The 22,239-nt window shown below is 38.3% G+C and carries 24 protein-coding genes; 17 read left to right on the top strand and 7 right to left on the bottom strand.

All coding sequences use genetic code 11. The features are described from left to right. Positions 1–72 precede the first annotated feature (72 nt). A complete protein-coding gene (locus ACJ004_RS11935; RefSeq protein ID WP_410893205.1) occupies positions 73–234 on the bottom strand; it encodes a hypothetical protein in 162 nt (53 codons plus the stop codon). Between the two features lie 289 nt (positions 235–523). Between ACJ004_RS11935 and ACJ004_RS11930 the strand changes: the two genes are divergently transcribed. Together ACJ004_RS11930 and ACJ004_RS11925 are read left to right on the top strand one after the other, a co-directional pair. After that, positions 524–1,189 carry a TetR/AcrR family transcriptional regulator gene (locus ACJ004_RS11930; RefSeq protein WP_410893203.1) on the top strand — a complete coding sequence of 222 codons (666 nt, stop codon included), beginning with the start codon at positions 524–526 and terminating at the stop codon, positions 1,187–1,189. Between the two features lie 17 nt (positions 1,190–1,206). Continuing rightward, positions 1,207–1,683, top strand: coding sequence for a CBS domain-containing protein (locus ACJ004_RS11925; protein WP_410893202.1), 477 nt, complete (start codon positions 1,207–1,209; stop codon positions 1,681–1,683). 89 nt (positions 1,684–1,772) lie between these two features. On the opposite strand, the gene ACJ004_RS11920 is transcribed toward ACJ004_RS11925, so the two are convergent. Then, the gene (locus tag ACJ004_RS11920; RefSeq protein WP_410893201.1) at positions 1,773–1,934 is read right to left on the bottom strand and encodes a hypothetical protein; all 162 of its coding nucleotides are present in this window, start codon (positions 1,932–1,934) and stop codon (positions 1,773–1,775) included. Between the two features lie 158 nt (positions 1,935–2,092). Beyond that, entirely contained in the window at positions 2,093–3,235 is a 1,143-nt protein-coding gene (locus tag ACJ004_RS11915; RefSeq protein ID WP_410893200.1) for a metallophosphoesterase, read from the bottom strand. A 204-nt stretch (positions 3,236–3,439) separates the two neighbouring features. Between ACJ004_RS11915 and ACJ004_RS11910 the strand changes: the two genes are divergently transcribed. The 3 genes from ACJ004_RS11910 (at position 3,440) to ACJ004_RS11900 (ending at position 4,924) form a co-directional block, all read left to right on the top strand. Next, on the top strand, positions 3,440–3,787 hold the full coding sequence (locus tag ACJ004_RS11910) for a metal-sensitive transcriptional regulator (RefSeq protein ID WP_410893199.1): 348 nt from the start codon (positions 3,440–3,442) through the stop codon (positions 3,785–3,787). A gap of 138 nt (positions 3,788–3,925) precedes the next feature. Next, positions 3,926–4,183, top strand: a complete 258-nt coding sequence (locus ACJ004_RS11905) for a hypothetical protein (protein WP_410893198.1) — start codon at positions 3,926–3,928, stop codon at positions 4,181–4,183. A gap of 213 nt (positions 4,184–4,396) precedes the next feature. Further along, positions 4,397–4,924, top strand: a complete 528-nt coding sequence (locus tag ACJ004_RS11900) for a hypothetical protein (RefSeq protein WP_410893197.1) — start codon at positions 4,397–4,399, stop codon at positions 4,922–4,924. Between the two features lie 66 nt (positions 4,925–4,990). On the opposite strand, the gene ACJ004_RS11895 is transcribed toward ACJ004_RS11900, so the two are convergent. The 4 genes from ACJ004_RS11895 to ACJ004_RS11880 form a co-directional block, all read right to left on the bottom strand. Next, entirely contained in the window at positions 4,991–5,734 is a 744-nt protein-coding gene (locus tag ACJ004_RS11895; protein WP_410893196.1) for an anti-sigma factor, read from the bottom strand. A gap of 4 nt (positions 5,735–5,738) precedes the next feature. Beyond that, a complete protein-coding gene (locus ACJ004_RS11890) occupies positions 5,739–6,308 on the bottom strand; it encodes an RNA polymerase sigma factor (protein WP_410893195.1) in 570 nt (189 codons plus the stop codon). A gap of 162 nt (positions 6,309–6,470) precedes the next feature. Next, positions 6,471–7,745 (bottom strand): MFS transporter, encoded by a 1,275-nt coding sequence (locus tag ACJ004_RS11885; RefSeq protein WP_410893194.1) that lies wholly within the window; start codon positions 7,743–7,745, stop codon positions 6,471–6,473. Positions 7,746–7,759: 14 nt separating this feature from the next. Continuing rightward, positions 7,760–9,067, bottom strand: a complete 1,308-nt coding sequence (locus ACJ004_RS11880) for an alkaline phosphatase family protein (RefSeq protein ID WP_410893192.1) — start codon at positions 9,065–9,067, stop codon at positions 7,760–7,762. A 183-nt stretch (positions 9,068–9,250) separates the two neighbouring features. Here ACJ004_RS11880 and ACJ004_RS11875 point away from each other — a divergent pair, with 183 nt between their 5' ends. The 12 genes from ACJ004_RS11875 to ACJ004_RS11820 all read left to right on the top strand — a co-directional run bounded on the left by ACJ004_RS11875 (position 9,251) and on the right by ACJ004_RS11820 (position 22,162). After that, positions 9,251–10,168: an alpha/beta hydrolase gene (locus ACJ004_RS11875; RefSeq protein WP_410893190.1), complete on the top strand. Its 918-nt coding sequence runs from the start codon at positions 9,251–9,253 to the stop codon at positions 10,166–10,168. 181 nt (positions 10,169–10,349) lie between these two features. After that, a complete protein-coding gene (locus tag ACJ004_RS11870) occupies positions 10,350–11,378 on the top strand; it encodes a Bug family tripartite tricarboxylate transporter substrate binding protein (protein WP_410893188.1) in 1,029 nt (342 codons plus the stop codon). A 70-nt stretch (positions 11,379–11,448) separates the two neighbouring features. Beyond that, on the top strand, positions 11,449–11,901 hold the full coding sequence (locus tag ACJ004_RS11865) for a tripartite tricarboxylate transporter TctB family protein (RefSeq protein WP_410893186.1): 453 nt from the start codon (positions 11,449–11,451) through the stop codon (positions 11,899–11,901). 56 nt (positions 11,902–11,957) lie between these two features. After that, positions 11,958–13,484 carry a tripartite tricarboxylate transporter permease gene (locus ACJ004_RS11860; RefSeq protein WP_410893185.1) on the top strand — a complete coding sequence of 509 codons (1,527 nt, stop codon included), beginning with the start codon at positions 11,958–11,960 and terminating at the stop codon, positions 13,482–13,484. Between the two features lie 81 nt (positions 13,485–13,565). Beyond that, positions 13,566–15,191, top strand: a complete 1,626-nt coding sequence (locus ACJ004_RS11855; protein WP_410893184.1) for an ATP-binding protein — start codon at positions 13,566–13,568, stop codon at positions 15,189–15,191. After that, positions 15,154–15,873, top strand: a complete 720-nt coding sequence (locus ACJ004_RS11850; protein WP_410893182.1) for a response regulator — start codon at positions 15,154–15,156, stop codon at positions 15,871–15,873. The genes ACJ004_RS11855 and ACJ004_RS11850 overlap by 38 nt, the downstream gene beginning before the upstream one ends. Positions 15,874–15,980: 107 nt before the next feature. Next, entirely contained in the window at positions 15,981–16,478 is a 498-nt protein-coding gene (locus tag ACJ004_RS11845; protein WP_410893181.1) for a flavodoxin domain-containing protein, read from the top strand. Between the two features lie 193 nt (positions 16,479–16,671). Then, positions 16,672–17,712, top strand: coding sequence for an ATP-grasp domain-containing protein (locus tag ACJ004_RS11840; RefSeq protein ID WP_410893179.1), 1,041 nt, complete (start codon positions 16,672–16,674; stop codon positions 17,710–17,712). 191 nt (positions 17,713–17,903) lie between these two features. Continuing rightward, on the top strand, positions 17,904–19,466 hold the full coding sequence (locus ACJ004_RS11835) for a spore germination protein (RefSeq protein WP_410893178.1): 1,563 nt from the start codon (positions 17,904–17,906) through the stop codon (positions 19,464–19,466). Between the two features lie 35 nt (positions 19,467–19,501). Beyond that, positions 19,502–20,701, top strand: a complete 1,200-nt coding sequence (locus ACJ004_RS11830) for a Ger(x)C family spore germination protein (protein WP_410893177.1) — start codon at positions 19,502–19,504, stop codon at positions 20,699–20,701. A 10-nt stretch (positions 20,702–20,711) separates the two neighbouring features. After that, positions 20,712–20,945 (top strand): hypothetical protein, encoded by a 234-nt coding sequence (locus tag ACJ004_RS11825; RefSeq protein ID WP_410893175.1) that lies wholly within the window; start codon positions 20,712–20,714, stop codon positions 20,943–20,945. 80 nt (positions 20,946–21,025) lie between these two features. Next, entirely contained in the window at positions 21,026–22,162 is a 1,137-nt protein-coding gene (locus tag ACJ004_RS11820) for a GerAB/ArcD/ProY family transporter (RefSeq protein ID WP_410893174.1), read from the top strand. Positions 22,163–22,239 lie beyond the last annotated feature (77 nt).

Raw genomic sequence — 22,239 nt, 5'->3', positions numbered from 1 at the left:
GATACTTTTAAATGGTATAGCTATAATAAAGAAAGCCCATCACAAACGTGACGGGCTTTCTTTCCATGCAAATTACTGACTAGGTTTATCAAGTGCGAAATCTGAGGTAGGCAATGTAATAATCTTGCCGCCAATTTGAACATGAATAGTATCGTTGAAAATGGCTTTTACAATTCCTTTTAAGGAAATGGTTGAATTAACAGAGATTTTTTTCGATTCAGATTGGTTTGCCACACGATCAACGCCTTTCGAAAATTAAATAAGAACTAAGACCAATATATCTATTTTAAGATACATTTAAGTATTCGAAAAAATTTAATAAAATCCTGCCAGGACTTGGGATTTTTACAAAAAAATCGGTCATGTTACGATCCATTCATATTGTAAAGGGGTGTTTAAACAATACTAGCGATTTAACATGAACCGTAGTTCAAGTATCGCATTTTTGGGGTGGTCTGTCAACGAAAACATGAACTGTGGTTCAAATTATAAAATCGTGTTATGATATAGATGAGGTGATAAAATGCCAGACCATGATGACCTATTGATTGGTGAATTCCCTTCTCTTCCAAAACAGGAGAGGGCGCAGCAAAAAAGAAATGCACTGCTTGAAAGTGGACGTACTCTTTTTATTTCTAATGGGTACGAGCAAACTACTGCTAAAGAAATTGCAGCCAATGCAGGAGTGGCGACCGGAACCTTCTATCGTTATTTTTCAGATAAACGCCAACTGTTAATGTCGTTACTTGAAGATAAATTAGACAAGCTACTCCCTCCTGAACCGACTTGGATTTCAAGCGATCCTGAATCATTATTAGCCTCCTTATTAGAAAACCATAACAAACGCGTAAGTGAGTTAGGTCTTTCGCGTGTCCTGCCTGAATTGGTGTTGAAAGACCCGGGTCTGGCAGAATTTTTGGGTGATGCACGCAAGAAAATTTATTCAAGAATTCTAATTGGGTTAAAGCAAGCGGAAGAAAAAGAGTTAACTTGGAAAGATTTAGATTTAGATGCTGTTGCTTGGGCGATATTAGTTTTAGTGGAGAATAGTCACGGAAACGAGGGCCATAGTGGGAAGAGCGAAGATTTTCAAGAAATTTCGAAAGTCATTTGCCGGATGGTATTTCCACCTGAAGTATTAAACCAATTGCGAAATATGGATGAAACGATTAATTCAAAATTCATTTAGATGAAAGCGGTGTCGAGATGATCGAAGTACGAGTAAAGGATTTCATGGTGAAGGATGTTATTTCAGTTAGTCCAAGTGCTTCTATTAAAGAGGTAATGACCTTGTTTGTTGCGAAAAAAATTGGCGGAGTACCCATTATCGACGAGGATGGGGTATTACGTGGAATTGTTACAGACGGGGATATTTTGCGGGCGATCAGTCCAGTTGATCGCCGCTTTCAAGACTATTTCAGTTTTATGACGTATGTGGCAGTAGAAAAAATGGAGAATCGCCTTAGTGAATTGGCCGATAGAGAAATCATCAGAATTGCCAAAACAAATGGGATCGTTTCCATCCACCCTAATGATGAAATGAAAAAAGTCGTTTCACTTTTGTCGAGGCATCACTTTAAAAAACTTCCTGTGGTTGATGAATCCAATCATGTGGTCGGTGTTATCAGCAGAGGAGATGTCATTCGCAGCATTCAAAATACGATTATCAATGAATGGCAGTGATTTAAAGAAGCCCTTCACTTTTGCTTGAAGTGAGGGGCTTCTTTTGGAAAAAAATATATTACTATTTCGTGAAAATATACAGTCTAAAACTATTGGACTGGCTTTTCAAGCAGGAGCTCAGATGCTGGGAGCGTAATAATTTTCCCGCCAATCTGAACATGAACGGTATCGTTGAAAATGGCTTTTACAATTCCTTTTAATGAAATTGTAGAATTAACAGAGATTTTTTTCACGTCAGCTTTGTTTGCCAAATTAACCAACACCCTTCAAAATAGTTATGAAAATATTATATATGAAGATAAGGAAATAAAGCCAGAGTAAATAATCAGAAAAGTTAAAAAATATTTATATTTTGTAAAGAAAATATGATTTTCTTTTATACATATGTTAAAAACAGTTAAAAGGTGTGTTACCTACCTGCAATTTCCGAGGTTACTTCCGAGTTCAAAAACGTAACTTGAATTTGAATGATTTCAGATCGACTGCCAATTCGGAGCGGAGGACCCCAAAAACCATAACCCGATGAAACAATGGAATGAAGTTGACCTTTTTGAAGATAGCCCCAATCATTTTCAAATATCCTTTTTGTAATAAGATGATTTGGTGCCATTTGCCCTCTGTGTGTATGGCCTGATAATAGTATGTCGACACGATTCTCTTGGGCTTGTGTTATTTCAGAAGGCTGATGATCCATCATGATGAGTGGCAGGGATGGATCAATATCTGTTAATAAGGCGTCTATCGGCAGCCGATTTCTATCCGTTTTGTCTTTGCGACCGGCAAGATATAAGCTGTCATTTATTTTGATTACTTGATCCATGAGAATGGTAATCCCAATTCGTTCCATTTCCTGTAAGAATTTTGGAATTCCACCACCATAATATTCATGATTCCCCAAGACACCGTATACTCCGAATGGTGCAGACAACTCCTTCATCACATTACCCATTTTCTTTTGAGTAAAAGGCACCGGATCATCGTCAATAATATCGCCAGGGAGAAGGATGATATCAGGATTTAGAGCATTTATTTCACGGACAAGCCTGCGTACATGCCGAATGCCTGAAAGCCTGCCAAAGTGCATATCTGAAGCCATGGCAATTCGAAGTTGTGTTAGTTCGCCAATTTGTTTTGGAATGACAAGTGAAAAGTTCCGAACAACAGGGCTATAAGCATTAAACACTCCAAAGATAAAAAGAATAACTAAAAATATAAACACTACGCCTCCTACCCAATTTATGACTGAAGGTGTTGAAAGACCTGTAAAAATGAGAACCAAGGCAATAAGATTGGAAAGAGGCAGGATGAGGATAGCATATTGCATTAATCCAAACCAAAAAGAACCGACGATTTTAAATAGAGGGATTTTTTTTATGAAATGCCCGATGATGTAAGAAAAGGAAATTAGACAAACGATGAAACCGTATATCCATTTTTCTTCGAGCCCGAAGATAGAATGCAGCCAAACCCAACTGTTCCAGCCAATATAAAAAGTTAACGCCGAATAAACAATAATGATGGTAATGAAATTAAACAAATAGCGTGGTTTCATAGGTTGCACCTCCTTTTGAATTAATTCTCTAAAACATGAAATGTAGTTCAAGTATTGCATGGGGACGTTTTACTGTCAATTATTAGCATGTGGTTTGTTGGTACAGAATCTTGAAATAGGTTAAGATATGATGTTCCAAGAAAATAGACCTGCCACTCTTAACCTTTATGTATGTTATAATATTTTCAAAAAGGAGGCGGAGCAATGTCAAATGAAGTTGGAAATGAAAAGGTCCTTCATGATGAGCCCTGCTGCTCCCTTGATAGCAGTGATCGAAAGAGTCATCATTCCGATAAAGTGAAAAATAATCTTGTGACAAGATTAAACCGGATTGAAGGACAAATTCGCGGCATTAAGGGCTTAATAGAAAAGGATACATATTGTGATGATGTGATTAATCAGATATCTGCCACCCAATCCGCCTTAAATAGTGTTGCTAAAATTCTGCTAGAAGGTCATCTAAAGAGTTGTGTTGTTGAAAGGATACAGGAAGGTGATATGGAAGTCTTAGACGAGGTTCTGGTTACCATCCAAAAATTAATGAAAAAATAAATGACATAATTTTTTTTGACTAAGAATGTGCCTAAGGTACATTCTTTTTTGCCTTCCGTTTTTTAATATTGTATAACATCTTCAAAGAACGTCCAGTCCCAATTAAGAATATACTAGCTACAAGGAAGGGGGGAGCGTATGTTTTTCTTAGTGATATTTCTTATTGGATTGGTCTTGCCATTTATAGTTATGAAAATAGATGCTAGTTGGATAATCTGGAGTCCAGCGATAATCTTCTTCTTAGCAGCAATTTTAATGGCTTTAAAGACAGCGGTCTTTCCAGGTGCGGGAATGGCTGATTTGGCTGAACGAATCTATATTATGATGTTTGGTGCAGCAGCAATTGGTTCTGTTATTGGTGGGGGAATCGTTCATTTTATTAAAAGTAAAAAATAAATGCTCTTTTCTAATGGCTATTTTCATAGAATGTTGCTTTTTAAATTCGCTCGCAAAATATCATAATAAATGAGCTATCCCCTGAGTTTTAACAATCTTATTATCAAAACAAGTAAAATAACTAAATAAATTTTGCATTTCCTTCAAACCGATTGGGACCTGGACTCGTTTCCTTTAACGAAAGCCTAATAAGAATGAAGGAGTTGTATGTAAATGAAAAAACGTTTAAAGGTAATACTTGGATTCGCAATAATGTCTATGTTTTTGTTTAATGCAGTTGCTTTTGCAGCCACAGATTTTACACAATTGGGATTTACTAAGGTGGTCGCAGATAGAAACGTTGATGCGGGGGAAGCTGCTAAGCTAAGCCATAGTGGAATAAAAATACAAATACCCGAAGGTGCTTTTAGCCACGACGTCACATTTCAAGTCCTTGAAGGAGATAATAAAACGTTCCAAACCGTTGCCCCGGCTGGAGAAACCGTCGTTATGAACTTCGCATTTAGAGTTATCGATTTAGAAACAGGTCAACTTATTGATAAATTTAATAAACCACTTACGTTTAGTTTTAAAGATAGGGATATCAACACCGAAAGCATATATTATAATTTTACAACTGCGGGAGCAGCGGTTAATAACAATACAGCCTCTGTGATAGACGGAAGAACCTTAACCCATTCGGTCGGAGCAGCACCTGTAGGCTGGTTTATTACTTCACCTACTAAAAGCATTAAAAAATAAGCAAGCCTCAATTCATACTTAAAAAAGCCCACGAATCTCTAATCGAGAATCGTGGGCTTACTTTATTTAGGTTCCTAATACTTTTTTACCTCGCGGCTGGGTTCCATTGGCATCAGGTTCGAGTGAAATTCCAATCGCATCAAAATATATATTGTCTTTAAATTTGTAAGTAAGAATACCGTTTCCCTGATCATCGACATGAAAGGTCCCTGCACTTTTTCTGTTCCCATCATGGATGAGCCACACCTGGTATGCCTCCGAACCCTTTGTATCATCAAGGCCCTTAACTTGAAATACAAGTTGTTTTTTATCACCTTGCTTGTAAAGAAGAGCATGCCCTTGAGCAGAATCAGCTGTAGGATTTGCTGTTTTTAACGAGTATATCTCGATGACCTCTGGTGGAATATTCGCTTGTTCCTTTAATTCTGTCACTTGATCTCTAAGATTCATATTGGCCCAAATCGCTCCACCAAAGCTTAAGAGGATAGTGGCGGCAGCCAATCCATAAAGAAAATGGCGAAGCTTTGTGTTCCTTCTCCATGGACTAATCCTTTCTGTAGTAGCCTGGATAGGTTCTTCAGATTGGAAAATGGCATTCATGACTTCATCCTTTAAATCAACTGGTACCTCAACGTCTTCAAATTCATAAGGGAGTATAGTCCACGCCTCCTGCAGTTCTTGAATGTCTTTGGTGCAAGAAGGACAATTCGAAAGGTGCTTCTCCATCTTCAGCTTTTCAACTTCAGATGCTTCACCTATCAAATACGAGACTAATTCATTGGAAAATGAACAGCTGCTAGTAGTACTCATTTTTTCATTCCCCCATCTCCATGACAATGTGTTTCCGTAAGACTTTAAGTGTTTGATGCAGCCGGCTTTTGATTGTGCCGATTGGTTCCTTTTTCATCTCAGCAATTTCACTAAGTGTATATCCTTCCCAGTATAACCAATGGATTAGTTCAATTTGGTTTTTTGATAAAAATTGATACGCTTTCTGAATCTGTTCTCGCACAAGTTTTTTTGATAAAATCTCTGCCGGATTATTGGCTTCTGAACCTGGAATCTGCACTAGTTGCTCTTGGTCGATTTGAACCAGTGGAGTATCTCTTTTTTCTTTGCGGTGATGATCAATCGTTATATTACGAGTGATCGTGAGAAGCCAATTGACGAATAGGCCTTTTTCTGGGTTATAACCTGTCTCTGTCGTCCATACGCGGGTAAACACAGCTTGGACAATTATTCTCGCTTTGTCTTGATCCTTTGTTGATTTAATCACGAAGGAGTACACCAGCTTAATATAGCGGTCATATAATTCTTCTAAAGCCGGACGATACTTTTCTTTAATTAAGAGCATTAATTCAGCATCACTCAATGATTTTTGCATAAAAAAGGCAGACCCCCTAGTCATTTGCGGACCCCTATATATTAATAAACGAATCTACAAGAAAATCGGTTTGTATCATAAGTATAGAAATTTTGGAAGATTAATAGTGTCAGGAACCATTTTCACGAAAAACTAGACCTCATCGTTGAGGTCTAGTACTTTTTATTTCGAAATCGAATTCGATTGTCGGATAGTGGTTGATTCCGGGACGCGAAGGAGGATGACGCCTCCGATAATAAAGAGAAGAATTAAACTAAACACGCCACTGTTCGTATTCCCGGTGATCTGTGCGGTGAATCCAACCAGGAACGGCCCTAAAATTGCTGCAAATTTATAAAAAATACTATAGAAGCCGAAGAACTCATTGGCGTTCTCCTTTGGTACAAGTTTAGCAAAGTACGATCGGCTTAGGGCCTGAATTCCACCTTGTGAAGAAGCCACGAGCATCGCTAAAATCCAAAAATCAATGGTCGTCTTTAAGAAATAGGCATACGTACAAATGATTATATATACAAAGATCCCAACGAGAAGCATCGTTTTGCCTTTGAATTTATCGGCCAATTTCCCATATAAAATGGCAAACGGCGCAGCAACTACTTGTGTAGCAAACAAAATAATTAATAGGTTAGTAGAGGTAATGCCGAGATCGGAACCGTAAGCTGTCGACATGGTAATAATCGTATTCACGCCGTCAATGTAAAAGAAATAGGCAATTAAGAACAAAAACAATGGACGGTATAACTTAATTTTTTTGAAGGTGTCAAACAATTGTTTAAAGCCATTAGAAATCGGGTTTGGGACAGGATCCTTATAATAAACCTGCTTCACATTTTTTAGCATTGGAATTGTGAACAAGCCCCACCACAAGGCGGTAATCGCAAAAGCGGCTTGACTTGCAACGGTCACAGATAACGAGATAATATGTTGCTGAGATAAGATAATAAGGGCAATACTGATCAGGAAAGGGATCGTGCTGCCGATATAACCCATCGCATAGCCACGTGAAGATACTTGATTCATCTTTTCCTCGGTCGTTACATCCACTAGAAAGGCATCATAGAAAATATTTGTTCCCCCAAAACCAATCACGGTGAGCATATAGCAAATTAATAGAAAAAGCCATTGGTTACTTGGTACTACTGCAAGCAGCAAGGTAAATACAATTCCTAATGCAAAGAAAAAAGTGAATAAGCGTTTCTTAAACCCTTTGAAATCAGCAATACTTCCCAAAATCGGGGCACAAAGCGAAATAAGCAGGGTGGCAATTGAATTAGCATAGCCCCAATAGGCAGTGGAAGTGGTACCTGCCAGTCCGGCATCCGTTGCTGCTGCTTTAAAGTATAACGGGAATATGGCTGTGGTGATCAAAATGGAATAAGCAGAGTTTGCCCAATCATATAACGCCCAGCTCTTTTCTTGCTTTGACATCCGGCTCATAGACGTTCCCCCTTTTATATTTTCAACATTGCTTCGATAACCCTTCCATCTGTCTGGCCTAAATTTACTCCTAGAAGCCGTGCAAATGTAGGGCCTTCATCAATGAGACGGATAGAAGGCAGGGTGACTGCTTGAATCCCTTTTCCTGCTGCCATAAAAATCGTTCCATAATTTTCTTTCTCAGGTGAATAACCATGACAGGCTAATGTGTATTTGTGATCCGCGTTGACATCCTCCTTCGTAATGGTTTTGATAAACTCCCCCTCAAAGTCTTCTAAAAAGAAATAACCTCTTTGGGCTTCAAGCATGAAGGCACACGTTCCATCTGCTCCTTTTTCAGCTGCTTGCGCTCCGGTAAGAGCAGATTCAATCCCGCTTTCTGGATCCTTAAGCAAGGAATCTATTAATCGCTTTACTACATGTATTGTTGCTGTATCGTGTTTATCTTTAATGTAAATATATGCAGAGCCATCACAACTTTTACAATATGTCTTCCAATTAATTATTTTCCCTTTTCCGTTTGAGGTAATCAGACCTAGCTTATGAAATAAAACATTAAGGTTTATTACCTTATTTTCATCTAAGGCACTATGGTCACCTAATACCACCAAAGTGGAATTCTCATAAATTCCACTTTCCTTTAAGGCATTGATTATTCTGCCAAGCCTGTTATGATGTCGATCGATTGCAGCGATTGCTTCGTCGGATGAAAACCCATGATAATGGCGCTGTGTATCTAAATCAGTAAAGTGGACCATTAATAAATTTGGTTTCTTCGTTTTAATGGTGTCGACAGTGGACTCTAAGACAAAGTCATCTAATTCCGGTTGCTTTAGACCTTTACGAATATGACCATGACGCCTATTGAGGTCCCATTGGAAGCGGGAACTGCCACTCATCAGCGAAACAAGAATTTGATTATGCCAGGAGCGATTCGCAAAAATTTCTGGCATATTATAATCAATATTAGCTTTCGCTGTTACCGGCCACAATAAGGCGGCCGTAGTCATATGGGCCTTTTTCACTTCGTCATACAACGTGGTTCCTTGAATACAATCCCTAAACCAATTCCAATCCGGAGAAATTCTTCCTGGTTGTAAAAGGGTATTATTAACCACACCATGACGATTAGGATAATTACCGGTCACAATCGTGGCATGACATGGATAGGTAACCGACGGATAAATAGATTTGACATTTTGGACATACGCACCATTTTTTAAGATGGTTTGAAAGTGCGGGAGATCCTTTAAAAGCGGAAAATCTAAGGCTGAAAGGCAATCAAATGAAATGATGATTAAATGGTCTGTTAATCGACTCATAAAATGAAAAACCTCCGAAAAAGTCTGCCAGTTACTACCATTGTACTACAGGCAGGCGGAAATGGAAGAATTGGGACGAAATTTTACAAAATTTTCGAAACACTAAAAATCATTTCTATTATTTTAAAAGGTTTTTCTAGTATAATGATATTAGCAAATTTTGGATTATCAGGGGGTTGGGAGATGCCAAGTTTCCGAAGTTACTTGATTGAAAAAGGAATTAAGCTTTCGGTAAAACGCGCGTTGGGGAAGGGTATTTTAGAAAGGGAGTTGGATGAAAAAAGGCAAATGCTCGACACGGTCGCTAGAAAAATAGCGAAACTGCCAAAAAATTGCAAAGTTCAAAAACTGGAGATTGAAGGATTATATGCAGAGTGGCTCTCCTCCGAAAATATAGCGGCTGACAAGGTGATCCTTTATTTACATGGCGGCGGGTATGCATTATGCTCAGCTAATACCCATCGACCACTGGCTGCCAGCATCGGGAAAGCAGCTGGTGTAAAGGTACTTTTTCCAGAATATCGCCTTGCACCGGAACATCCTTTTCCTACTGCCATCGAAGATGCTGTCTCCGTTTACCGCTGGCTTTTGCGTCAAGGGTATAACCCAGAAAACATCATTTTTGCTGGTGATTCCGCAGGTGGAGGCTTAAGTATAGCGGCGGCTTTAGTTTTAAGGGATCAAAATGAACCGCTGCCGAGGGCACTTATTTGTTTATCACCTTGGGTTGACTTAACAAGCAGTGGGGATAGTTACCGGAAAAACAAGGCTGTTGATCCATATTTAACCGTTAAAGGAGTAAGAGATGCAGCTCGGATGTATTCGGGGCATGAGATTCCTCTAGACCATCCGCTTGTTTCCCCTGTGTTTGCGGATCTGACTGGCATCCCGCCTTTATTTATCCAAGCAGGGAATCATGAAATTTTGCAAAGCGATGCCGAGTTACTAGCGAAAAAAGCACGACAGTCAGGCGTAGAAGTCTACCTTAAGGTTTGGGACAAAATGTGGCATGTCTGGCAGATTAGCGGTGATAGATTACCTGAGGCGAAGAAGGCAATTAGTGATATCGGTGATTATATAAAGAAAGTTTTTAATGAATGAAACCTTGAACCCCTCTACATGATGCAGGGGTTTTTCTATGTATTGGGAATGAACGATTACTCCACCATGAACTTTATGAACAAAATGGTTGTTAAGTTTTTAATGCTGTTTAAATGAATAAACTATGAAAACCTCGGAATTTTTGTAAAATTAAGAAAACGTTTACAAAGGGGGAAATGAAATGTTTTCAATGAAAAGAATTTCAGCAGTAATTTGTGCAGGTGCATTGGCCTTAAGCTTGGGGGCATGCAGCAGTAAAGAAACAGCGAGTACAGGTAAAAAAGAGGAAGGAACCGGTTATCCAACAAAAGCGATTAGCGTCGTCGCACCGTCTGGAGCGGGTGGAGGCTGGGACTTAACGGCTCGCTCGTTTACTAAGGTGCTAAGTGGAACAAAGCTAGTTAAGCAGCCATTAACAGTTGAAAATAAGCCTGGCGGTGGTGGAGCGGTTTTTATGGCCGAATATGCAACACAACAGGTTGAAAATAATGACATGTTGTTTGTCAACTCACCGCCAATTATTATCAACAATTTAAAGAAAGAAGGAAATAGCCCATATGGTTATAAGAATACAACTCCATTAGCACAACTAACGAAAGACTATGGAGCGATTGTTGTCAAAGCCGATTCCAAATTCAAAGATCTAAAATCAGTTTTGGAGGAGGTCAAGAAGGATCCTAGTAAGTTAACGTTTGCAGGAGGCTCAGCACCGGGCTCAATGGACCATTTAGTCTCGATTCTACCAGCCTATAAATACGGGGTTGACCCAACTAAGATTAAATATGTTTCCTATGATGGCGGTGGAGAAGCAATTACCGCATTACTTGGCGGAAACGCAGATGTCATTGGAACGGATGCTTCTAGTGTAAAAGAATTCCTTAAAGCTGGAAAGGTTCGAGTGCTTGCAATTACCTCTACCGAACGTTTATCTGGTGATTTTAAAGATGTTCCTACTGCGAAGGAACAGGGGGTTGATGCAGAGTTCACCATTTGGCGTGGAGTTTTTGGGCCAGAAAAAATGTCAGCGGAAGCAAAAACATATTGGGAAAAAACGATTGATAAGTTAGTACAATCAGCTGAATGGAAAAAGGAAGTCGAGACCCAGGGCTGGGAATTAGAGTATAAAAACAGTGCGGATTTTAAAAAGTTCTTAGATGATCAAGAATCACAAGTACAACAATTATTAGAAGCATTGGGAATGCAGAAGTAATTCAAGAGGGGAAGGAAGGACTTTCTCCTTCCCTTTCATTTTTGTATGTAAACAGATTGGAGGATTGCAGATGGACATTAAATTTGACCGCATCGCTGCTATATTGTTTCTAACTGTAGGAACCTTATTTATTATCGGAAGCAGAAATATTGCCAGCTCCTCTTATGGGAGTGTCGTTGGTCCGGATATCTTTCCATTTTTTCTCGGTGGTCTGCTGGTAATTTTAAGTATTCGCTTATTTTATGAAACCTTTAATGGAAGAAAGCAGGAAAAGAAACAAGAAAAACTGCAGTATAAGCCTTTTTTCATCATCTTTGCAGCAACTTTAGTTTATATTTTGACGTTAGAATCAGTTGGCTATGTAATCACAACCTTCTTATTTCTATTTGTCTGCTTTCAGACAATGGAACGAGGAAAATGGCTTACCTCGCTCATCATATCTGGGTGTTTCTCTGGAGTCGTTTACCTCATATTTGTCGAAGTATTAAAAGGAACACTACCAGGGTGGCCGATTTGGTTTTAGTCGATTAGATTATGGTGTCAGGCACCATATTTATAGAGAGGAAAGGGGGATATAGAATGAATACTCTTGATTATTTGTTACAAGGATTTGGTTCGGCACTTATTTGGTATAATTTGATTTTTGCATTTGTAGGAGTTCTAATTGGAACAGCGGTTGGTGTGTTACCTGGGATTGGTCCGATGAGCGGTGTTGCCTTACTTATTCCTGTTACCGCTTCCATCACTGGAGGACTTCCTCCCGAGCAAGCGGCAACCAGCGCTATTATTCTCCTTGCAGGTGTATACTATGGAGCTATGTATGGTGGTTCAACCACTTCTATTCTATTAAATACGCCTGGAGAGTCATCTTCGGTGGTGACAACCTTAGATGGTTATCAAATGGCGAAGAAGGGTCGAGCGGGTAGTGCTTTGTCGATTGCAGCGATTGGGTCATTTGTAGCTGGAATCGTCACGTTGGTTGCACTTATAGCCTTAGCGAAACCATTGTCTAATCTAGCCCTTAAATTCGGACCCGCTGAATATTTCTCACTTATGCTCTTAGGACTCGGAGCAGTAAGCGGACTGGCAGGTAAGTCTGTTACGAAGGCATTAATTATGACAGTCATTGGGCTGCTGCTTGCTACAATTGGAATTGACAATGTTTCTGGGATAGGCCGTTTTACCTTTGATATCCCCTGGTTATATCAAGGAATTGAATTCTTGACCATAGCAGTTGGTTTGTTTGCCCTAGGTGAGGTTTTCAAAACCATCTTAGAAAAAGATGAAGAAGATACACAAATGGCAAAGATAAATAATTTAATACCTTCAAAAGATGAGTTGAAAGAATCGGCTGGACCGATCGCAAGGGGTTCCATCTTAGGTTTTTTTATTGGAATTTTACCTGGAGCAGGCGCGACACTCGCATCCTTTTTTTCGTACATTTTAGAAAAGAAGATTTCTAAAGACCCATCGAAATTTGGAACTGGAACGATTGCAGGTGTAGCTGCACCAGAATCGGCGAATAATGCTGCCTCAGGCGGAGCAATGATCCCATTATTAACATTAGGAATACCTGGATCAGGGACAACAGCCATTCTGATGGGAGCATTGATGATGTATAACGTTCAGCCTGGACCGTTATTATTCGAAGATCATCCCCAGGTAGCATGGGGGTTGATTGCTAGTATGTTTATTGGAAATATCATGCTATTAATTCTTAACCTCCCGCTCGTTAAGGTTTTTGCAAAAATCATTCAGACCCCGAAGCAATATTTGATTCCTATTATTATTGCCATTTCAATTTTCGGCGTTTATGCGGTCCAAGTATCGATTTATGACCTTTTACTATTATTAGGCTGCGGTATTATTGGTTATTTTTTAAATAAACATGATTACCCGATTGCCCCACTAGTATTAGGCCTTGTCCTTGGTCCAATGCTTGAAAATAACCTACGAAGGGCCCTAACGATTTCAAATGGAGATTTTGGACCGTTTTTTACCCGACCTATTTCATTGAGTTTCTTAATAATGACAGTTCTTTGGTTGGTGATACCGGTATTAATGAAGATGAGAGGAAAAAATGTCGTCGTTAACGAAGAAGGATAATGATTATAAAGTTCTGATTATTGCAAAAAACTCCTTTTTTTAAGGAGTTTTTTTCTATATGATAGATATAGAGGTGTTTGTATGCGGTTACACACGAAGTTGATGTTAGGTATTTTTATCGTAATCATCCTAATCGGCGGGATTTTCGAAATGACTTTTACACATATTATGGAATCCAATCTGAAGCATGAAAAAGGGACGAAAGCTTTGTCTGTAGCACAGTCCATATCAAATATGCCAGAGATTCAAAAAGCTTTTTCTAGTAAAAACCCCTCTGCTATTATTCAACCGATCGCCGAAAAAATTCGAAAACAGGTTGGTGCAGAATTTATCGTTATAGGTAATCGAAAGGAAATTCGCTATTCTCATCCAGATCCTAGACGATTAGGACAAAAAATGGTTGGCGGAGATAATGAGCAAGTCTTTAAAGGAAAATCGGTCATCTCAGATTCAATTGGAACCCTTGGACCATCCTTAAGGGGAAAAGCCCCTATTTTTAGTGATGGCAATGTCATTGGTGTCGTTTCAGTAGGATATCTTCAAACAGATATTGAAAAAGAAGTCTTAAAGATAAGAAGAAAAATCATTATCGCCACAATGATTATTTTATTGGGAGGATTACTAGCCGCTTTATTAATCTCCTTAAATATTAAGAGAGCGATATTTGGACTTGAACCGAAAGAAATCGCTTGGATGTATCAGGAAAAACATGCCATATTAGAATCTATCCATGAGGGGATTATTGCCATTGACACGAAAGGGCGAATCACAGTTGTTAATGAAACCGCACATAAAATACTTAATGTTCCGAACGAGGTCCTTCTCCGTGGAAAAAGGATAGAAGAGGTAATTGAAAATACCCATCTTTATGAAGTGGTTCGAACAGGGCTAGCAGAATATGATCGGGAATTTATTATTTTAGGTGAGGTATTTTTGGTTAACCGTATCCCTATTTTTAATAAAAAAGGAGAAGTTATCGGAGCCGTTGCTAGCTTTCGAAATAAATCAGAGCTTTCCAATCTGATTCAGGAATTGTCCCATGTGAAAGCATATGCTGAGGGGTTGCGGGCTCAGACACATGAATATTCCAACCGGCTCTACACACTTCTGGGCTTGATCCAGCTCGGCTCCTATAAAGAAGCGATCGATTTCATTTCAAGGGAAGTGGATGTGGCACAAGGATTCATTAGTTTTTTAATGAAGGAAATACCTGATCCGATAATTGCTGGATTTATTTTAGGAAAGGTAAGTTTATCAAGTGAATTTAAAATTAATTTTACAATCGACCGAGAGAGCAGTTTTAAGGATGTTCCAGTCGAAATCAGCAGGGATTCGTTGGTGACGATTATTGGTAACCTGGTAAACAATGCTTTTGAGGCTGTGAAAGAAAATGAGCAGGTCGAAAAAAGAGTTTCTCTGTTTTTAACAGACCTAGGAAAAGATTTAATTATTGAAATTGAAGATAACGGTAAAGGCATAGACATTGGCCTAAGTGAACAAATTTTCCAAAATGGCTTTTCTACCAAAGAGCGCCAAAGCAATGCAGGAATCGGGTTAAGTCTTGTTAAGGAGGCCATTACGGGCTTAGGGGGATCTATTACTTTTTCCTCCCATGAAGGGGAAGGGACAATTTTTACAGTCGCGATACCAAAACGCAGGGGGTGTTTGAATGAAGCGGAATCCGGATATAGAAGTGTTAATTGTTGAGGATGACTTACGGATTGCAGAAATTCAAAAACGATTTATTGAACAAATCGCTGGGTTTCAAACGGTCGGAATTGCGGCAAGTTATATAGAAGCCAAGACCTATATCGAACTATTACAGCCAGACCTTCTCTTGTTGGATGTTTATTTTCCAGACATGAATGGCATTGATTTGCTTAAAGAAACGAAGCAGCAAAATAAACAAATGGATGTTATCATGATAACCGCCACAAAAGAGCTTGATAAGGTTCAAGAAGCAATCAGTATTGGAGTGTTTGATTATATTATTAAACCCGTGATATTTGAAAGATTTAAACAATCGTTGCTGAGGTATCAGGATTTTCATACAAAACTAGTAGAATGGAGGACTGAAAATCTCCATGTCACTCAACAGCAGGTGGACAAGCTGCTGCGAAAAGAAATAGAAGGATCCATAAGAGACAAACCTTACCTGCCGAAGGGAATTGATCCGCTGACACTAGAAAAGGTTTTAGAGGTTCTTTCGAAAGTTGCGGGTGGCCTAACTGCAGAATTTGTTGCCAAAGAAATAGGCGTCAGCAGGACTACAGCGAGAAGATATCTCGAACATCTCATGTCCGAGGACAAAATTGTAGCTGATTTAGCTTATGGAACAGTGGGGCGTCCTGAACGTGTCTATTTGGTTAAGGAATTATCAAAAATGTAATAATATTGCCAATATTATAACGGACGCTGGTATAATTTAGTTTTATAATAAAATTAAATCATTGTAATGAAATCATTGTAATGAAATATGAAGGAGGGGTAAGGGACGTGAAAAGTTTAATTGTTTATTATTCATCCCATGGGACTACTGAAAAAGCAGTAAGATTTTTAAGTGAAAGTCTTAAAGGAGAAGTTTTAACAGTTGATTTGAAGCGGGAAAATGTGAAGGTTGATCTTCGAAATTTTGAAACCGTCATCATTGGCGGCTCGATTCATGCTGGAAACATTCAAAGAAAAATAAAACAGTTTATTCATCATAACCTTGATACCCTTTTGGAAAAAGAAGTAGGACTTTTTCTTTGTTGTATGCGCGATGGTGAGACGGCGATTGAGCAATTTAACAATGCTTTCCCACAAGAATTACGAAAAAACTCCGCAGCAATGGGGTTATTTGGCGGAGAATTTCTCTTGTCTGAAATGAACTTCTTTGAAAAACAAATTGTTAAAAAGGTGAGCGGTGCAACGATTGACCATTCGAATTTAGATTATGATGCCATTAAGGAATTTGCTTCAAAATTAAATACCAAACAAACACTTGTTTTCTAAAGGATGTTTAATAGATATAGATGAGCGTTTCTGCTTTTGCAGAACGTTTTTTTATTGTTCTTAGAAGGATTAAAGGGTTATTTTATCTAAGAGTCACACCAGGATGTGCATTTTTTGTCAAATTTTGCTTATAAAAAAATGAAAGTAGGACAATAATGGTTGAGGTCTTAATACAACAAGGAAGAGGATTTAAATGAAGATTTGGTTTAACAGATGGTTTACAACGGTTTCCCATTCCATTGATATGATTCGGGATAACGAGGATAAGCGAAAATTTATTATTTATGGGACACATCCCAACAAAGATGCACTTTATTTACAGAATTGTGATTTTGCCTTTGTCGAGCCGGATATATCTGGTGAAGAATATATCGATTTTTGTCTTGAGTTTTGTCAGAAGCATGGGATTGATATTTTTATTCCCCGGAAAGAAAATGTTCTTATCTCCAAGCGGCTTAGTAATTTTGAAGCATTGGGAGTAAAAGTGCTAGTTTGTCCAGATGCCAAATTGATGGAGACTATGGATAATAAAGCAGAGACCTATCAAATGTTATCAAACTGGACGGCAAACTTTTTGATCCCCGACTATTATGTCGTTAATAATTTGGAACAGTTTAAAATAGCCTATGAAAATCTCAAGGAAAAAGGTCATACCGTGTGTTTTAAACCAGTGATTGGTGAAGGTGCAAATGGATTTCGGGTCATTAAAGACCAAATCGATTCGATTCCCCAGCTATTTAATCATGGAACTAGCTACCGTATTCCTTACACTTATGCATGCGAGATTTTAGGTCAACAAGAAAGATTTCCTGACTTAATGGTGTTGGAATTTTTAGAAGGAAGAGAATATAGCATCGATTGTTTAGCGTCCCATGAAAAACTGCATGCCGCCATCCCTCGGATGAAAGGGGATGGAAGAGTAAGGGAGCTTGTTGAACAGGCTGAGCTTATACAGCTAGCATATAAATTTCATCAAGAATTTAAATTGCCCTATGTATTTAATATTCAAGTTAAATACAATACTGGCGGTGTTCCAAAGCTCCTTGAAATCAATCCGCGAATGAGCGGAGGGATGCATTTTAGCTGTTTATCAGGCATAAATATTCCTTACTTAGCTATAAAGCTGTTGTTAGGTGAAGAGGTGAAGCAGGAGAAGCCAAGATTTGGAATTCGGGCAAGTCATATCGAAAAAGAAATGATCCTTAATTTAGATAATTTCATGAAATCATCCTAAGTAGATGAGCAGGGATAAATCAAAAACGTTTCTACAAAAATAGAAACGTTATTTTCATTGTGACAAATTGAATTCGCAAGTGCTTCTTTTGCTTCTTTTGGTTATTTTGGATTTTTTGGTAAATAATGTACACATAAAGTTCTTTAGGAGGTTTGGATGAAGTGAGACCATTAGGAAATTTTTTCAAATCAATGAAAAAAAAGAAACAATCCTCACGAGATCTACTAAATCTTCCTTCTAAAGAAACAGAGAGTAGCACATCCCCAAGTGTTCAATCAAACTTAGATGAAAACCTTAACCAGTTAAAGCGATTAATAGGTGATAGTTCGGATGTTATTTACCGAACCTTTAATTTAGTGGGTAAACGAGAAATTAGACTCGCTGTGATTTATATTGATGGGCTTGCCGACTCGAAGTCCATACAGCAATTTATTTTAGAATCCATGACGGTAAAGTGTGAGGAAAAATTGAAAACTTCATCACAACATGAAGAATTCAAGATTATCAAGGATTTTTCAATTACAGTGGGTGAAGTAAAGACCGTTAATAATTTGGAAGATGTTTCTCTTTCCGTCTTATCAGGTGACGCAGCTGTATTAATAGATGGCTATCAAGACTGCATTATTACAGGTATTGGAGGATGGGAAGACCGGGGAGTTACGGAACCAAGTTCACAAAATATTGTTCGTGGTCCAAAGGATGGTTTTTCAGAAACCTTACGAACGAATACAACCTTGATTCGGAGAAGAGTGAAGGATGGAAATTTACGTGTGGTTACCAAAACAGTTGGTAAGATCACTAAAACGGATATTGCCCTCATTTATATTGAAGGGATCGTTGACCCAAAAGTGGTAAAAGAGGTTCATTCTCGGATCGATAAAATTGAAATTGATGCGATATTAGAAAGTGGAAATATTGAAGAATTGATTCAGGATGAAACCTATACTCCATTCCCAACAATTTATAGTACAGAGCGACCGGATGTGATTGTAGGAGGAATTCTTGAAGGCAGAATTGGAATTCTTGTTGATGGAACACCATTTGCCTTATTAGTTCCAGCTATTTTTTTGCAATTTTTTCAAGCTAGTGAGGATTATTATCAGCGAGCGGATTTTAGTTCACTTGTACGAATCCTAAGGTTTGCTTCTTTTTTGTTAACCCTGCTTGTTCCATCTGCGTATGTTGCTGTGACCTCTTTTCACCATGAAATGCTGCCAACGCGTCTATTAATTAGTATTGCTGCCGCAAAAGAAGGTGTCCCGTTCCCAGCGATTGTTGAAGTTTTAATTATGGAAATTACGTTTGAAATATTAAGGGAAGCAGGGATTCGCCTTCCACGTGCTGTAGGTTCAGCGATTTCAATTGTCGGCGCGCTTGTTATCGGGGAAGCGGCCGTTCAAGCGGGCCTAGTTTCATCCGCAATGGTCATTGTCGTATCATTTACTGCTATTACAAGTTTCGTTATTCCAGCCTATAACTTTACTATGGCCGTGAGAATGCTTCGATTTGTCTTTATTGCTCTTTCTGCTACATTTGGATTGTTCGGTATTATTCTTGGACTAATTGCCTTAGTCCTTCACTTATGCAGCTTGCGTTCATTTGGTGTACCATATATGGAATCATTTGGACCATTTAATGTACCTGATCAGAAAGACAGCTTATTCCGATTTCCAATGAAAAAATTACTAACAAGACCTAAATTAATCGCAAATAGAAATCAGTTACGCCAAAACTCAGCGGACAAAAAACAATAAAAAAATTAAGGCCTCGGAATAAGGGAGTTTCCTGCATGATGAAAAAAATGTTCATATGGATTAATGTATGTTTTTGTTTGTTATTGCTAGGCGGATGTTGGAGTAGTAGGGAAATTACTGAACTGATGATTGTCACTGGTATGAGTATTGATAAAGATGAGGAGAATGGAGATTATTTGGTAACAATGCAAATCATCAATCCTGGTGAAATTGCTTCTCAGACGAAAACAGAACGATTAGAAGTTACCACCTATCGAACAACCGGAAAAACTTTATATGAGGTGATGAGAAGAATCTCTACGGAAATACCTAGGAAAATATATTTATCGCATATACAATTAATTATTTTTGGCGAGGAATTGGCGAAGGAAGGTATTGGTAAAGCTTTAGATTTTATTTCTCGAAATCAAGAATTCCGTACTGATTTCTATATTCTTATTTCGAAAGATGGTCCAGGTAAGGATGTATTAAATGTATTAACACCTACTGAGGCATCTCCTTCAGTAAGTCTCTATTCAGCTATCGAGGTATCAGAAAAGGTTTGGGCGCCTACAAAAGGTGTGACCTTAGACGAATTGTTAAATGGATTAGTATTAGATGGAAAAGATCCAGTCTTAACAGGAGTGAGGGTCAATGGAGACAGGCAGGAAGCAGATGAGGTGGCTGGACTCGAGCAAATCAAACCTTCAGCTGTAACCAAGATTACTGGTTACGCAGGATTCAAGGGAGACAAGCTAGTAGGATGGTTAAATGAGATAGAAAGCAAGGGCTATAATTATATCATTGATAATGTGAAATCTACAGTGGGAAGCATACCGTGTGAGGAGGATGGGAATATCGCGCTTGAAATAAATAAAGCGAAATCGAAAATGATATCAAATATAATGAAAGGTAAACCAAGCATAACCATGGAAGTGAACGTGGAAGCAAATATCGGGGAAGTTCAATGTGAGATTGACCTATCTAAAGAAAAGACAATCAAAAAAATTGAAAATGATGCGAAGGATCATCTTAAATTCATCATGGGGGAAAGTGTTTCTAAAGCCCAAAATGAATTAAAAAGTGACATTTTTGGTTTTGGTGAAGCGATCCATCGGCAACATCCTGAAGCATGGAAGAGACTAAAGGGAAATTGGGATGAAACATTTCCAGAATTAGAGATAAATTATCGAATTAATTATGATATTAAAAGATTAGGAACGATTTCGAATTCTTTTCAGCAGGACATAAAGTAGGAGCTATTCCATGATAAAAGTACTAGGTGTGGTATGTATCTCTATCCTAATAGTAATGAAAGAAATTCCTCCGTTGAAAAAAGAAAAGAAAAAAAAAGAAATCTGGATTTTCTCCATTTTTCAAATCATTGCTACCACAGTATTAAGTTTAGTGTTTTTAAAAATAAAAATCCCTTCACCACTTGAACTGATTCGGGTGGTCTTTCAACCAATAAGCGATGCACTATTTAGGTTCCTTTCATAAGAGGGAGTAGCAGGACTTGAAAAAGTCCTCATAGGGTTGCGTTTTCGGTTCAGAATCAAAATAGTGTCTGGGGTGGAACTATGCATCAAAAGGAACAAATCTCTACTAGTCAATTCAATATATTAGTCATATTAAATACAATTGGGACAACTATCTTAATTGTACCAGCAGGCCTAGCTACCGAGGCGAAACAAGATGCGTGGATTCCGGCTATATTAGGGGTTGGATTAAGCCTAGTTGTGATTTTCTTATTTAATGCGTTGGGTGGTTTGTATCCGCAAATGACCTTAGTGGAATATTGTAAAAAAATTCTTGGAAAGTGGTTTGGAACCATCGTTGCTCTAGGTTTTGTCTCCTTTTCATTTATAGGAGCTTCCACTGTGATATGGATTATGGGGAATTTTTTGGTTACACAAATCATGTCAGGCACTCCTGAAGAAGTCATTCAAACATTTTTTGTAATGGTTGTTATTATGGGTGTACGCTTAGGAATAGAGCCAATTGCAAGAAGTGCAGAGATATTTTTACCATGGGTAGTATTGTGTATCCTTTTACTCGTCCTTTTGCCAATCCCAGAAATGAATATCCAAAACCTACAACCCGTGTTTGATAGTGAAGCAAAACCAATAATACGAGCTGCCTTATCTTTTCTTAGTGTATCAACACTACCACTAATTATTTTTCATATGATTGTTCCGAATGGGATGAGGTCCAAAAAGTCAAATAAGGCGTTCTATTTTGGGAATATCGCTGGAGGGATCACATTAACTACGATTACCTTACTTACGATTCTTGTTTTGGGAGCTGGACTAACAGCAAGAAATGCTTTTCCTAGTTTTGCCTTGGCTAAAAAGGTAAGTATTAAGGGAATTCTTGAACGAATTGAGATTATCATGGCCATATTGTGGTTCTTTACTATTTATTTCAAGTCGACGATTTATTGCTACGCATCTGTTAAAGGCCTTGCTCAAATTCTTTCATTGAAGGATTATCGAGTTCTCACTCTACCTTTTGGTATGATGCTCATCGCACTCTCTATTATTGTCTATCCAAATGTGGTGTATGAAGCAGAGTGGGATGTGAAAACGTGGATTCCGTATTCGGCAACGTTTGGAATTATAATACCACTAGTTTTATACATTGTGGGTTTATGGAGAAAAAAGAAAGAAGCGGTGACATCGGAAAACAATCAGACATTGGGAAATTCAAGTCAATAGGTGCAGTTTTTTCCTGGTGTGTAGGTATGGTAGGTTAGATGAAAATTAGCAAATAAAAAGAGTGGAGTACATGAATA

This window comes from Neobacillus sp. 204 (assembly GCF_046562815.1).
Lineage (GTDB): Bacteria > Bacillota > Bacilli > Bacillales > Cytobacillaceae > Neobacillus.
Note: the sequence above shows the minus strand (reverse complement) of the source record. Positions and strands in the feature narration are given on the sequence as shown.